This window comes from Flavobacterium sp. N2038 (assembly GCF_025947185.1).
Taxonomy (GTDB): Bacteria; Bacteroidota; Bacteroidia; order Flavobacteriales; family Flavobacteriaceae; genus Flavobacterium.
The window spans coordinates 2911359-2926926 of sequence record NZ_CP110001.1 but is presented as its reverse complement, the minus strand read 5'-3'; the positions used below and the strand labels follow the sequence as shown (position 1 = coordinate 2926926).

9 protein-coding genes and 2 pseudogenes are annotated in these 15568 nt (G+C 34.1%); 5 read left to right on the top strand and 6 right to left on the bottom strand.

The genetic code is table 11. The features are described 5' to 3' along the window. Positions 1–39 precede the first annotated feature (39 nt). A complete protein-coding gene (pheT, locus tag OLM51_RS13060) occupies positions 40–2460 on the bottom strand; it encodes a phenylalanine--tRNA ligase subunit beta (protein ID WP_264551044.1) in 2421 nt (806 codons plus the stop codon). Between the two features lie 274 nt (positions 2461–2734). Here pheT and OLM51_RS13055 point away from each other — a divergent pair, with 274 nt between their 5' ends. The 3 genes from OLM51_RS13055 to OLM51_RS13045 all read left to right on the top strand — a co-directional run bounded on the left by OLM51_RS13055 (position 2735) and on the right by OLM51_RS13045 (position 5792). Next, the gene (locus OLM51_RS13055; protein WP_264551043.1) at positions 2735–4240 is read left to right on the top strand and encodes an aldehyde dehydrogenase family protein; all 1506 of its coding nucleotides are present in this window, start codon (positions 2735–2737) and stop codon (positions 4238–4240) included. A gap of 33 nt (positions 4241–4273) precedes the next feature. Next, positions 4274–5350, top strand: coding sequence for an alcohol dehydrogenase AdhP (gene adhP / locus OLM51_RS13050; RefSeq protein ID WP_264551042.1), 1077 nt, complete (start codon positions 4274–4276; stop codon positions 5348–5350). A gap of 67 nt (positions 5351–5417) precedes the next feature. Then, positions 5418–5792: a DUF779 domain-containing protein gene (locus OLM51_RS13045; protein WP_264551041.1), complete on the top strand. Its 375-nt coding sequence runs from the start codon at positions 5418–5420 to the stop codon at positions 5790–5792. Positions 5793–5957: 165 nt separating this feature from the next. On the opposite strand, the gene OLM51_RS13040 is transcribed toward OLM51_RS13045, so the two are convergent. From OLM51_RS13040 to OLM51_RS13020, 5 genes and pseudogenes are all read right to left on the bottom strand, one after another. Beyond that, the gene (locus OLM51_RS13040; protein WP_264551040.1) at positions 5958–6881 is read right to left on the bottom strand and encodes an AraC family transcriptional regulator; all 924 of its coding nucleotides are present in this window, start codon (positions 6879–6881) and stop codon (positions 5958–5960) included. Between the two features lie 71 nt (positions 6882–6952). Beyond that, entirely contained in the window at positions 6953–7816 is an 864-nt protein-coding gene (locus tag OLM51_RS13035; protein ID WP_264551039.1) for a bestrophin family protein, read from the bottom strand. 29 nt (positions 7817–7845) lie between these two features. Continuing rightward, the gene (locus tag OLM51_RS13030) at positions 7846–9156 is read right to left on the bottom strand and encodes a TolC family protein (RefSeq protein ID WP_264551038.1); all 1311 of its coding nucleotides are present in this window, start codon (positions 9154–9156) and stop codon (positions 7846–7848) included. 64 nt (positions 9157–9220) lie between these two features. Beyond that, positions 9221–12318 (bottom strand): annotated as a pseudogene (locus tag OLM51_RS13025) (efflux RND transporter permease subunit). A gap of 129 nt (positions 12319–12447) precedes the next feature. Then, a pseudogene (locus OLM51_RS13020) lies at positions 12448–13505 on the bottom strand (efflux RND transporter periplasmic adaptor subunit). A 541-nt stretch (positions 13506–14046) separates the two neighbouring features. Here OLM51_RS13020 and OLM51_RS13015 point away from each other — a divergent pair. Both OLM51_RS13015 and OLM51_RS13010 read left to right on the top strand, forming a co-directional pair. Continuing rightward, positions 14047–14643 carry a thioredoxin fold domain-containing protein gene (locus tag OLM51_RS13015; protein WP_264551037.1) on the top strand — a complete coding sequence of 199 codons (597 nt, stop codon included), beginning with the start codon at positions 14047–14049 and terminating at the stop codon, positions 14641–14643. A 25-nt stretch (positions 14644–14668) separates the two neighbouring features. Further along, the gene (locus OLM51_RS13010; protein ID WP_264551036.1) at positions 14669–15526 is read left to right on the top strand and encodes a hypothetical protein; all 858 of its coding nucleotides are present in this window, start codon (positions 14669–14671) and stop codon (positions 15524–15526) included. Positions 15527–15568 lie beyond the last annotated feature (42 nt).

Genomic DNA, 15568 nt, shown 5'->3' with positions numbered 1-15568 from the left:
AAATTTAGAATTGGGATTTGATTTTTATAAGAGCCATTTTTATCTCAAAGTTGCTCCAAGTTCGGTTTCGAAAGTTTGTTGCAATTTCGACATGATTTTATCAATCTGAGCATCAGTAAGCGTTTTGGTGTTATCCTGAATCGTAAAACTCAATGCATACGATTTTTTACCTTCCGGAAGTTTGTTTCCTTCGTAAACATCAAATAAATTAATGTCTTTTAGAAGTGATTTTTCTGTTTGTTTAGCCAGATTAAAGATACTTTCGTAAGTTGTACTCTGGTCAATTAATAAAGCTAAATCTCTGCGAACTTCAGGATATTTAGGAATTTCACTGTATTTGATTTTTCCGGTGATAATTTTTAAAACTAAATCCCAGTTAAAATCGGCATAGTAAACATCTTGCTTAATACCAAAATGTTTCAGGATAGACTTTTTAACTACACCCATTTCTACCAAAGTATCATTGTTGTAACAAATTGCTGTTCCTTCAGAGAAAATGTCTGACTGAACCGGAGCATTCGAAATTTTATCAATGCCCAAGCGAGATAAAATACCTTTTACATATCCTTTTAGTAAAAAGAAATCTGTTGCTTTTTGAGGGTTTGTCCAGGTTTCTTTATTTCTGTTTCCGGAAAGCAGCAAAGTTAAATGTTTGTGCTCTTCGTATCCGTTTAGATATTTATGATATGTTTTTCCGAATTCAAATAATTTTAAATCAGAATTTTTTCTATTGATGTTGTATGATATGGCTTCTAAACCAGAGAACAATAAAGATTGGCGCATTGTAGATAAATCACTGCTCAGTGGATTTAGCATCGTTACATTATGTTCTTCTTTTAAAGAAGCAGATAATTTAGTGTAAGCAGCAGTCGTTAGAGAGTTGGCCATCATTTCATGGTAACCCTGTGAATTCAACTGTGATGCAATTACATTTTGTACCTTGTAATCCTCCGTTCTTGGTGAATTAGCCACCGTAGCATTGAATTTTTTAGAGAAATTAATGTTGTTATAACCGTATACTCTTAAGATTTCTTCGATTACATCAATTTCACGCTGAACATCAACACGGTAAGCAGGGATTGTTAATCCTAAACCGGAATCAGAAACACTGTTTACTTTAATATCTAAAGAAACTAGTATTTTTTTGATCGTATCTTTTGGAATTTCCTGTCCGATGATTTTAGAAACATGACTAAAATTCAATAACACAGAAAAGTCTTCTACTTTTTTAGGATAAACTTCGACAACATCAGAAGTTATTTTTCCGCCTGCAACTTCCTGAATTAATAGAGCTGCACGTTTCAAAGCATATTCTGTAATTGTTGGATCAATTCCTCTTTCAAATCTAAAAGAAGCATCTGTGTTTAATTGATGTCTTTTTGCTGTTTTACGAATGCTTACAGCATCAAAATAAGCACTTTCTAAAAAGATAGAAGTTGTTCCTTCTGTAACTCCTGATTTTTTTCCGCCAAAAACACCTGCAATACAAAGCGGGCCTTTTTCATCACAAATCATTAAGTCTTCTGCATGCAAGGTTCTTTCTACGTCATCTAAAGTGGTGAATTTAGTTCCTGCAGCTAATGTTTTTACGATAACTTTTCCGTTTATTTTAGCAGCGTCAAAAGCGTGTAGAGGCTGTCCTAGTTCATGTAATACATAATTAGTAACATCGACAATGTTATTTTTTGGAGTTAACCCAATAGCTTTTAGACGATCTTGTAACCAGGCAGGAGATTCCTGAACTGTAATGCCCGAAATGGTAACGCCACAATATCTTGGAGCTAAAGTTGGTTCCTCGACATTTACATCAATTTTAAGCGTACGCATGTCAACTCTGAAATTGCTTACAGATGGTGTAATCAATTCAATATTTACTCCACGCTGCAACATTCCGGCTCTTAAATCACGCGCAGTTCCAAAATGGCTCATTGCATCCGCACGATTTGGAGTTAATCCAATTTCGAATACTTCGTCATTTACAATTTTAAAAACTTCTGCTGCCGGAGTTCCCGGAACCAGATCAGCATCAAGAACCATAATTCCGTCGTGACTTGTTCCCAGACCTAATTCGTCTTCAGCACAAATCATTCCGTGACTTTCCTGTCCGCGAATTTTTCCTTTTTTAATAGTAAATTCAACTCCTTCGCTATCATATAAAACAGTTCCAATCGTTGCAACCGGAACTTTTTGACCTGCCGCAACATTGGCAGCGCCACATACAATTTGTATCGGAGCTTCTAAACCAATATTTACAGTTGTAACTCTAAGTCTGTCTGCATCAGGATGTTTTTCGCAAGTAAGTACGTGTCCTACAACAATTCCTTCTAAACCACCTTTTATGGATTGGTATTTTTCAACAACTTCAACTTCAAGACCTAAATCCGTCAGTAATTCTGAAGTCTGTTCTGAAGTCCAGTCTGTTTTAATAAATTGCTTTAACCAGTTGTAAGATATTTTCATGTTAGTTTATTATTCTTGTATTGAGGATACAAATATAAGAATTGCGAATTGTAGTAAGAAAGAATTTATTTGGTTTTTTTAAGAGGCTTGTAATCAGGTAAAAAGTTTTCAAAAGTGTGTTTTAAATAATTTATCTCTTAAAAAAATAATAAAATAGTAGTAAAAGAGTGTTATAAAATCAAATATGTAATTTTTGTGCTATTAGATGAACGAAAAGTGCTATTCTGTTTCAGTAGATGAAACTAATTTTGAGAAGAATCAAAAAAAAGTAATTATGAGCACAACGGCAAAAAGACCTGACTTTAAGGCAAAATATGACAATTATATAAATGGAAAATTTACTGCGCCTGTGTCAGGAGAGTATTTTGATGTTGTTTCTCCTATTGATGGAAAAGTATTTACAAAAGCAGCACATTCCGGAAAAGAAGATCTTGAGAAAGCAGTAGATGCAGCGCATGAGGCATTTAAAACATGGGAAAAAACATCTGTAACAGAACGAAGTATTTTACTCAATAAAATTGCGCAAAAAATAGAAGACAATCTTGAATACATCGCAACTGTAGAGACCATAGATAACGGAAAACCAATTCGCGAAACACTTGCGGCAGATATTCCGCTTGCAATTGATCATTTTAGATATTTTGCCGGAGTAATTCGTGCTGAAGAAAGTTCAATTGCAGAACTTGATTCGCAAACTGTTTCAATTGCATTAAGTGAACCTCTTGGTGTTGTAGCACAAATTATTCCGTGGAATTTCCCGATTTTAATGGCGGTATGGAAAATAGCTCCGGCTTTGGCAGCAGGAAATACTATTGTTTTAAAACCTGCCGAAAGTACTCCAATCTCCATTATGGTTTTAATGGAATTAATTGGAGATATTCTTCCTGCGGGTGTTTTAAATATCGTAAATGGTTTTGGTGCAGAACTTGGACGTCCGTTGGTAACAAACAAAAAAGTGGCTAAAGCTGCATTTACAGGATCAACAACAACCGGGCGTTTGGTAATGCAATATGCGACCGAAAATATTATTCCGGTTACTCTGGAGTTAGGAGGGAAATCACCAAATATTTTCTTTCCGTCTGTAGCAGATCATGATGATGATTTCTTTGATAAAGCGATTGAAGGTGCTGTTTTGTTTGCTTTAAATCAGGGCGAGATCTGTACTTGTCCTTCGCGATTGTTAATTCATGAAGACATTTACGATAAGTTTATTGCTAAGGTTATCGAAAGGACTGAAGCTATAATAGCAGGAAATCCATTGGATAAATCGACTATGATTGGAGCACAGACTTCGATAGTGCAGAAAGAAAAAATCATGTCTTACATCAAATTGGGTAAAGAAGAAGGTGCAGAATTATTAACCGGAGGAGATGAAAATAAACTGGGAGGAGAACTTGATGGTGGTTATTACATCAAACCAACGTTGTTTAAAGGACATAACAAAATGAGAATTTTTCAGGAAGAAATTTTTGGACCAGTACTAGCTGTTACAACTTTTAAAACTACCGAAGAGGCAATCGAAATTGCAAACGATACCATGTACGGGCTTGGCGCGGGAGTATGGACACGTGATGCACACGAAATATATCAGGTTCCAAGAGCAATTCAGTCGGGACGTGTCTGGATCAATCAATATCATTCTTATCCGGCCGGAGCACCATTTGGCGGCTATAAACAATCCGGAATTGGTCGTGAGAATCACAAAATGATGTTGAGTCAATACCGTCAAACCAAAAATATGCTTATTTCCTACGATAAAAAGAAATTAGGTTTCTTCTAAGAAAACAACACTCTTATTTTTTATAAATCAAGCATGATAAAAACAATTTATTATGCTCATAAATCAATCTTTGTTATGTTACCAAAAACGATGAAAGCAGCAGTTATTAGAGAATTTGGTTCTCTTTTAAAAATTGAAGAAGTAGAAGTAAAACGACCAGGAAGAAATGAGATCCTTGTAAAAGTTATCGCAAGTGGAGTTTGTCATACTGATTTGCATGCTGTTGAAGGGGATTGGCCTGTAAAACCAAAAATGCCACTAATCCCTGGGCATGAAGCAGTTGGTTATGTCGCCGCTGTGGGGCAGGACGTAAAAAATGTAAAAGAAGGAGATGCTGTTGGTGTTCCGTGGCTTTATAGCGCATGTGGTGGCTGTGATCAGTGTATTACAGGATGGGAAACTTTATGTGATAGCCAACAGAATGGAGGTTACAGTGTTGATGGTGGTTTTGCAGAATTTGTAATTGCAGATGCCAGATATGTTGGAATTCTTCCTTCAAATGTAAATTTTATAGAAATGGCTCCCATACTTTGTGCCGGAGTTACGGTTTATAAAGGGCTTAAAGAAACAGAGGTAAAACCCGGAGAATGGGTTGCTATTTCTGGAATTGGTGGCCTGGGGCATGTTGCTGTACAATATGCAAAGGCAATGGGAATGCACGTTGCGGCAATTGATGTTGCCGATGATAAGCTTGACTTAGCAAAAAGGCTAGGTGCCGATTTGGTCGTAAATGCAATGAATCAAAATCCTGGAGAATATTTAAAAAAGGAAGTCGGTGGGATGCACGGGGCATTGATAACAGCAGTTTCTCCTATAGCTTTTAAGCAAGGTCTTGAAACATTAAGAAGAAAAGGTACAATGGCACTTAACGGACTTCCTCCAGGTACTTTTGATTTATCAATTTTTGATACGGTTTTAAACAGGATTACAATTCGGGGTTCTATTGTTGGTACCCGTAAGGATATGAAAGAAGCAATAGAATTTGCTGCCGAAGGAAAAGTAAAAGCCACTGTAACTTCTGAAAAACTCGAAAATATTAATAACGTTTTTGATAAAATGAAGAAAGGACAAATTGAAGGACGAGTCGTTCTTGATATTGCAAATATTTAATTGGTAATGCAAAAAAGCGGTAAATTTATAATGATAAGTTTACTGCTTTTTTTAAAATTATTGAGTCATGATAAAGAGATTAGATGCAACAAAAGAAGCAATTGAATTAATCAGAATTCTAAAGGAAAAACATGGCGATTTAATGTTTTACCAGGCCGGAGGATGCTGTGAGGGAACTCAGCCGCAATGTTTTGAAAAAGGCAGTTACTATCAGCGAACTGGCGATGTTTGTATAGGAACGATAGAAGATGCAGAATTTTGGATTGATAATGACTTGTACGAATATTGGAAACATTCGCATTTTACCCTTAAAGTAATTGATGCTTTTGGTGTTGGTGGTTTTTCATTAGAAACTCCGCTCAAAAAGACTTTTCAAATCGAATACAGAATTTTTACCGAAGAAGAGGAGAAGGATTTGGAGAGTGTAAAAATTTTTCTTTAAGGCTCAGAGAGACAAAGTTGCAAAGGGACAAAGATTTTGCATTTGTATCGTTGAATCTTAGTTATGTTTAAACAGTATTTTTTAGAATGCATTCTAATCTGAGACTTAAAGATTAAGAAAGCTCTGAGCCTTTGTTACTTTGAGCCTTTGTACCTAAAAAAAAACTTAGTTAACATAAAGCAACTGATACTGTTTTGGCGTAATTCCTTCGTGTTTTTTAAACAATCGGGTAAAATAGTTTGCATCTTCAAAACCGGATAAATAACACACTTCGTTTATTTGGATTCCGGGATTCCTAAGTAATTTTTTGGCATGTTTAATTTTTTCATTCAAAACATATTCAATTGGACTCATGCCTAACTCACGTTTAAAAAAGCGGTAGAATGAAGTTGTGCTCATACAAGCCTTCTCACTTAATATTTTTAGACTTATATTTTCTTTAAGATTTAGTTTGATGAATTCAGTAACTTCAAAAATAGGGTTGCTGGAAGAAATTTTAAGCCCTTCATCAATAGATTTTGCGGTTTGAGTCTGAATGATTCGGATTAATAATTCCTGTAAAGTTAAGTCAGCCAGCGCATCTTTGGTAATAGAAGTACTGGTACACTCCTTAATTAGTTTATTGATTGTTGTGGCAAGATCAATATTATTGTAAAAAAAATAATTCTGATAGTTTAATTGCCAATATGTATTGCTGCCTTCTTTGGGATAGCGTTCATTTAAAAAATTTAAAGTGTCGTTAATTTTACTATTATCAATGGCTAAAGCAAGACATTGCGTCGGATTTTCTTTTGAAGCTTCCGGAAAATCTATTTTCATCTCAATATTTGAAGGAATAACGACAGTTTCTCCGGGCAAATAATCAAAACCGGGATCATCAAATAAATGCATGATTTTTTTGCCACGCAACATACTTGTTACCACAAAATCATTAAATTTTAACGGAACCAGTTTAGAAGATTCGTAAGTCTCAAAAAGATTTAATTCGCAGTTGTTCAGCGTGTAAACACTCCTGTTTTCAACAAGTGTTTTTAATGATTTTTCATTCGATAATTGAGGCGGATGGATTAAAACACGTTGATTCTGCATTTTTATTAAAGTTTTGAAGATGTCTTAAATTTAATAAAAATATATGTAATACCATCAGATTTAACGTTTTATTAAATCAGTTCTTCAACATGCTTTTTGATGTTTTCGGATATTTTTTTAATAGGAAGATCGTTTTCATCATCACCAAAAGGATCTTCGATTTCTTCGGCAATTAATTCTAAACTGGCCAAAACATAAAAGATAAAAACAACAACCGGAACTACATAATAACCTAAACTTAATGAATATCCAAAAGGCAAAGTCATAATGTAGAAAAAGATAAACTTCTTGATAAAGGCACTGTAAGAGTAGGGAATAGGAGTGTTTTTTATTCGTTCACAGGCACCGCAAATATCAGTAAAGGCAACCAGTTCGGCATTTAGAATGATTAACTGATCACCACTGATTTTTTTTGCATCATACAAATCATTAATTTTATGATACATCATTCTTTTTACCTGATTGGGCTTGTGTTTATGGTGATCAAGTTCTAAATCAACATCTTCAAAAAGCTGTTTTGCTGTGTCTGAATTGTTTAAATGCTTGTATAAAATAGAGGCATAAGCCGGAATAAATTTTCTGAAAAATTTGCGGTCATTTTCGTCTTTTAAAATAGCCGAAAGTTTTATGGCAAAATTACGGCTATTATTGACTAAACCACCCCATAATTTTCTAGCTTCCCACCAGCGATCATAGGCAGTATTGGTTCTGAAAACTAATAAAAGCGAAATTACAAAACCTAATATTCCGTGCATTATCGGAATATTTTTGAGATAATGGTTTTGGTCAATATCAAAATAAATAATTTCAGAATAGCCTACAAGTCCGGAGTAAATACCAATACCAATCATTACAGGGAATAATTGTCTGATGGTGTCAGATTTATGAAAATGGAAGATAAAAGTAAACCACTCTTTGGTATTATATGCGATCATTTATGCTTGTTTTTTGAAACAAATTTAATTTAAAAATTAATATTACCAGCTAATTCTCTCAAGGCAATTTCAGATAATTTTGCCTGATATTGTGCATTGCTGTAGCGTACTTTTGCATTGACATAATTTAACTGAGCAGTTCTGAAATCAAGAGTTGTAATGGTTCCGATTCTAAATTTATCCAAGGTAATGTCTAAGTTTTGTTTGGCAATTGTAACGTTATCTTCTTCTAATCCGATTAATTCTAAATTGGTTAAATACGTTTGAAAAGCGGTACTTAACTGAGTATCCAAAATCATGTTTTGCTGTTCTATAGCAATCTGAGAGTTTTCGATTTCAAGTTTTGCTACTTTTTCATTTCGATGCTGATTAAAACCGTCAAATATATTTAAAGTAGCATTAAAGCCATAATTTAAACCTCTTGATGAAGCCTGACTCGTAAAACCTAAACTGGACTGACTTTCTGTAAAATTGTATCCTGAGGTTAAATTTACAACCGGGTAACGATCTGCTTTTACTTGTTTTAATTGCAATTCAGCAATTCGTTTGTTGATAATTTGGGCTTCTACAGCCGGATTTTGTTTATGAGCAAGTTCTGATAGTTCGGTCAGATTTAAAGCATCATTTACGGTTACTAAATCAGTCACTGTATAGTTGATTTTGGGATCGCGTGCCAGATATTGGTTTAGTAAGATTTTGGCATTTGCATACGTTTCTTTTTGTCTCAATAAGGCAACCTGATCAGAATTTAAATCAACCTGAGCATTTAAAACTTCTAATTTTGAAGCTTTTCCTATGCTGAAACGGTTTTGTGCTAATGTTAATCTTTGCTTCGAAATTACAATTGTGGTATCCAGAGCGGCCAATTGATGTTGTTGCTGTACAAGATCGTAGTAAGCGGAATTTACCTGAACTATTTTTATTAAAACAGTTCTTCTTAATTCTGAATCGCCTAATTTTTGTAGTTCTTTTAACTGATCTAGTCTGGCAAACATTTTCATTCCGTCAAAAACAGTCCAGCCAAGGCTTACACCATAATTTAAGCTGTTGTTTTTGGCATTGTCTAAGGAAGTAGTTGTTCCGTCCTGACGTGTTTGCGATGAATTGGTAATGCTGTTATTGTCTGTAATAGAAGCTATTGCAGAAGGTAACATTCCGGCATTTCCAATCGTAACATTCGTCTCGCTGATTTTTGAATTATTCTTGGCAATTTTAATTTCGAAATTATTCTCAAGAGCAATTTTTGTAGCATCCTCTATAGTCAAAACTTCCTGTGCATTTGCTTGTATAATGCATAAGAAGAGAAGGAGTAAAGTGCTGTATAAATTTTTAATAGTCATATTTATTTTCTTTTACCAAAGAATCAGGAACTGTATAAAGAATAGAGTTCCTGATTTTTAGCTTTTATTTTATACTTTCTTTTTCGTATTCGTCAATATGGTCAAATTCCGGATAATGTTTTCTGGCTTTGGACCACATTAAATAAATAGCCGGAATTACAAAAAGAGTCAGCGCCAGAGAGAAAATTGTTCCTCCAACAATTACAACTCCCATTCCGATTCTACTTGTAGAGGCTGCTCCAAGTGACATTGCAATTGGTAATGCTCCTAAGGCAATTGCTAAACTCGTCATTAAAATAGGACGTAAACGTGCTTCTGAGGCTTCTAAAATGGCTTCTAATTTTGGTTTTCCCTGTTCTCGAAGCTGATTGGCAAATTCAACAATTAAGATACCATTTTTAGTAACCAGACCAATAAGCATTACAGTACCAATCTGACTAAAAATATTCCAGGTCTGATTGAATAACCAAAGTGAGAATAAAGCTCCTGCAACTGCCATAGGCACGGTTAAGATAATAATAAACGGATCGATAAAACTCTCAAACTGAGCCGCCAGAATCAAAAAGATAAGTAATAATGCCAATCCAAAAGCGAAAGAAGTATTAGAACTACTTTCGACAAAATCTCTCGATTCTCCACTTAAATCGGTTGTAAAGCTTTCGTCCAAAACTTTAGCCTTAATTCTGTCCATTTCCTGAATACCGTCGCTGATACTTTTTCCGGGCGCTAAACCTGCAGAAACCGTAGCCGACATGTATCGGTTATTATGATACAACTGAGGTGGATTACTTTGTTCTTCTACATTGACAACGTTGTCCATTTGTATTAATTGACCTTTATTGTTTTTTACAAACATTGACGTTAAATCCAAAGGCTTAGAACGGTCTTTTTGATCAAACTGACCAATAACCTGATATTGTTTTCCGTTTTTAATGAAATAACCAAAACGTTGTCCGCTTAAAGAAAGTTGTAAAGTTTGCGCTATATCTAAGATCGAAATACCTAAACTTTCTGCTTTTTCGCGATTGATACTAACATTGATTTCAGGTTTGTTAAATTTTAAGTTTACATCTGTAGTAGAAAAAACATCGCTTTTGCCCACTTCTTCCATAAACACCGGGATTTTTTCTCTCAGTTTTTCAAAATTCGGAGCCTGAATAATATACTGAATTGGTAAACCACCACGTCTGTTTACAGCAATTGTAGGCTGCTGAATTACTGCAGTTTTTGCCTCAGGATATTTTTTAGTCCATTTGGTTAATTTATCTGCAATATCCTTTTGAGAAAGTTTTCTCTCATCGGGTTCTTTTAATGAAAGCCTGATAAAACCAGTATTGGTTGCCGAAGCTCCAAAACCAGGTGCCGTAATAACCAAACTCACTTTTTTCTCCGGAATCGAATCGTCTACCAATTTAGAAATCTCCTGCATAAAACGATCTGTATATTCGTAAGAGGAACCCTCAGGTGTTGTCATACGCATCGTAACAGAACTTCTGTCATCATAAGGAGCAGTTTCTTTTGGGAGTATGGTAAAAAATAAATAAATCAATCCGAAACAAACTATAAGAATTGGGAAACTAATCCATTTTCTATCCATGAATTTTGTTAGAGCCTCAGCATAACTACTGTTCATTTTTTCAAAAAATGGTTCAGTTTTAATATAGAATTTTGATTTTTTTTGTTCGCCGCCTTTCATTAAATAAGCATTCAACATTGGCGTTAAAGTCAGGGATACAAAGGCAGAGATTAAAACTGCGGCACCAATTACAACACCAAATTCCCTAAAGAGTCGACCTACGAAACCTTCTAAGAAAATAACAGGTAAGAATACTGCTGCCAAAGTAACAGAGATCGAGATTACGGCATAGAAAATCTCATTTGATCCTTTGATCGCAGCTTCAATTGGTGACATTCCTTCTTCTACTTTTTTGAAGATATTTTCGGTTACTACAATTCCATCATCTACCACTAAACCGGTAGCCAATACAATTGCCAGTAAAGTCAATACGTTGATGGAGAACCCAAAAAGCCACATGATAAAAAATGTTGCAATTAACGATACAGGAATATCAATTAAGGGTCTGAAAGCAATCGCCCAGTCTCTAAAGAATAAATAGATGATAATGATTACCAAAACAATCGAAATACCTAAGGTTTCGGCAACTTCGAGTACTGATTTCTTTACAAAAATAGTATTGTCAAGTGCAATATTCAGTTTGATATCTTTTGGTAAATCCTTTTTTAAGGCTTCGTATTTTTTATAAAACTCAGAAGAAATATCTAAATAATTGGCTCCCGGCATTGGGACAATGGCTAAACCAATCATTGGTAAACCGGACTGACTTAGTTTTGTTTCTATATTTTCAGGACCTAAAGAGGCAATTCCGACATCGCTGAAACGAACAATTTTATCTCCGTCTGTACGAATGATAATATTATTGAATTCTTCGGTTTAGAAAGATTTCCCACAGTTTTAACCGTTAGTTCGGTATTGTTTCCTGTTAATTTTCCTGAAGGTAATTCGACATTTTGTGCGTTTAGCGCTGTACGAACATCAGCAACGGTACAGCTATAAGCAGTTAATTTTGCAGGATCAATCCATAAACGCATGGCATAACGTTTTTGTCCCCAAATCTGAACACCACTTACGCCGGGTATGGTTTCTAATCGTTGCGAAATTACATTTTCGGCATAATCACTTAATTCTAAGGAATTTCGTGTATCACTTTGTACAGTCATCGAAATAATAGCATCACTATCAGCATCTGCTTTAGACACTACTGGTGGAGCATCGATATCCTGAGGTAAACTTCTGATTGCTTGTGAAACCTTGTCACGCACATCATTTGCGGCTTCTTCTAAATCTTTGTCCAGATTAAACTCGATTGTAATATTGCTGCTTCCCTGATTACTGGATGAAGTAATATTTCGGATTCCGTCTATGGCATTTACGGCTTTTTCAAGCGGTTCTGTAATTTGTGATTCGATAATATCAGAATTGGCTCCGGTATAATTGGTTCTTATCGAAACCTGTGCCGGATCAATCGAAGGAAATTCACGTACACCCAAAAAGGTATAACCAATAAAACCGAATAAAATAATCAAAAGATTCAGTACAATGGTTAAAACGGGTCTCCTTATACTTGTGGTTGATAAACTCATATATAATTTATGATTTTAGATCTTAGATTGTTGATTTTAGATTTATCAATAAAACCTAAATTCTATCTCTAAAAATCTATGACTATATTATTTTAAATGATTTTAGATTTTTTAATCTGAAACCAAAAATTACTTTACTTTAACTTTTATTGGAGCATCATTTTTTAATGACATAACACCACTTGTTACGAGTGTATCACCAGCTTTTAATCCGGATAAAATTAAGATCGAAGCATCTGTACGGGTTGTTGCTTCAACCATAACTTCTTTTGCTTTACCCATATTTGAGATGAAAACTTTTTTTCCGTCTTGTATCGGTACTATTGCTTCAGATGGCACAACAATGGCATCTTTAATAATATTTAATGGCAATTTTACATCAGCAAATGTTCCGGGGAAGAGTTTTCCGTCAACATTCTCTGCAATAGCCCGAATTTGTAAAGTACGGGTTGCAACAGCTACTTCTGGCTCAATAGCATATATTTTTGCATTGTATACTTTGTTTGAACCTGAAACGGTAAACTCAATGTTTGAACCATTATTTACCTGTGTAGCATATTTTTCAGGAATAGAGAATGTTATTTTCAGCTTGCCTGTATTTACCAGTTTTGCTACCAGAATGGTTGGAGTGATATAGGTTCCGGGAGAAATAGAACGCAAACCAATTTTCCTGAAAAAGGTGCTTTTACAGAAGTTTTAGAAATTTGCGCTTTAATTAACTGGGTTTGTGCTTTTGCAGAAGCATAGTCGGCATTTGCTACATCAAATTCTTCCTGACTAATGGCTTCTTTTTGTAAAAGTAGTTTTGCTCTTCTTTCGTTTTCACCTGCCAAACCTTCTTTTGTCTGAGCTTGTCTTAATTGTGCTTTTAATTCAATATCATTTACCTTAAACAAAACCTGACCTTTATTTACATAACTTCCTTCATTAAAATAAATGCCTTCAACAATTCCGGAAACTTCACTTCTGATTTCTATTTGTTCATTTGCTTCGATAGAACCAGATAAAGATAGATTGTTGTCAAAAGTGGCTGTTTTTACAACAATGCCTGTTACGGTAATTGGACTGTCTTTATCTCCGAATTTTTTTGATTCTTCATTTTTGCCTTTGTTGGATAGTATTCTGTAGGTAATAAATCCTCCTAAAACAATAATTATCAAGGCATAGATTAGGTTTTTTAGTTTCATAAATTTTGGTGAATGTGAATTTTTTGGTTTTCGTTTTTTTGCAGCTAACAAATTTAACTTTTTGTGTTGAAATCGAAAGAGACTGACAGTTTATTTAACATTTGTATGTACAATTTTTAATCATGGTATCTTTTTAGACTTTTATACTTAAGATTGGTTTAATCATAAGTAGTAAAAAAAGCCTTTTTTTATCTGTTTTATTCCTAAATGCATGAAAATTAGACTAATAATCTTAAGTAAGAATTGATTTTAAATAAGAAAATACGCATGAAAAGCGTGAAAATACGTATTTTAAAAGTGCGTAAAATCTTTCTTTTGGGTTTTTGTTGTATTTTGTCTGATTTTTTTTGCAGTTTATCGATTTTATTTGTAACATTGATAAGGTTAAACAAAAGAAAAAATATCTTGTACGAAATTTAACTTTTGTAGTTTTTAAATGTTAATTTATGTAAGTCTTTTGTTTGTTTCAGGTTAAAATATTTATTTAATAGAGGTTTTTAATTAACAAGTGTTTATATTTTGAATCAAAAAATTAATATTTATGAAGAAAAAATTACTTCTTGGCCTTTGGTTCTCTTTATTGTTAGGTGCTATTGTTGTTTTGTTTTGGCAGAATGAGTTTAAATATAGTTTGCCAACACCTGTTCCTGAAAATTATCACAAAATCGCAATGGGAAGCAGAATTGATTTAAAATGCTGTGTTAATGATAATAAACCGGTATTTGTTCATTTTTATAACCCAGATTGTCCTTGTTCCCGATTTAACGTTCCTCATGTAGCGGGATTAATCAAAAAGTACGGTGATCGTATTAATTTTAAAATAGTCGTTTTAAACAAAGAAAAGAGTTTTACGATTGAAGAAATTCAGGACAAGTTTGATGCAAAGATTCCTGTTTATTTTGATTCTGAAATGGCGAAAAGTTGCGGTGTTTTCTCAACACCTCAGGCGGTGCTGCTAGACAGTTCTCAAAAATTATATTATAGAGGAAATTACAATAAAACAAGATATTGTACTAATGCCGATAGTAATTATGCCCAACAGGCAATAGATTCTTTATTAAGTCATACAAATGCCCCATCATTTGATGCTTTGGCTCTAAGAGCGTACGGATGTTCGTTACCAAAATGCACTAAATAAATCTAACCCCTAACATTACCTATTTATGAAAGCAAAAGCTAGTTTGAATGAGCAGGATTACCTGCACAGTTTTATGTCTACAATGACACAAAAATCGGACACAATTATTAATTACGTTCTTGCAGTTTATTTTCTCCTGGGAATTGCATTATCCTTTAAATATGATACATGGGAAATTGGAGTAGGAGTTGGGACTTTAAACTTACTGGCATATTATTCGGCTAAATTTTTTCTGAAAAATTCCAAATTTTACCAATATGTGCTCTCTGTGGTTCTTGCTATTTTTATGGCGCAGTATATTTACCAGATGCATGGTATGTTCGAGATGCACTTTACAGTATTTATAGCCAGTACCATTTTAATTATTTATCAAAACTGGAAACTTCAGATTCCTTTGACACTCTTAGTAATATTACATCATGGAGGTTTGGCTTATTTACAAAACTATGTTTATAACGACGCCAGTGGACCGCAAATCTATTTTTCTCAGGTAAATTTTGATGTTGAAACATTTCTGGTTCACGTTGTTCTTGCTGCTGTTGTATTTTTTATGAATGGTTATTGGGCGTATTATTTTAAGGAACACAGTCAGAATCATATTTCTAAAATTTCTGATGAGTATGAATTGGAAAATATCAAACTGGCATCGGCAAAATACAGCTCATTATCAGCTACAAAAGAGTATAATGATTTTATTCATAAAACAACTATAGATTTAAAAATGCCGGTAAGTTCAGTATTAAAACTTATTGATGTTTCTAAAGGGCATACGGATAATGATAAGCTTTTGAGTTATTTGGAAATGATGCGTGAGAGTGCTAAAAAAATTGATGATTTGGTGAATGACATACATTTTAAATCAACTAACAACAGAACATCATAAGCTTGCTGGATTAATACTTTAATATTATAAGCAAGACGCAAA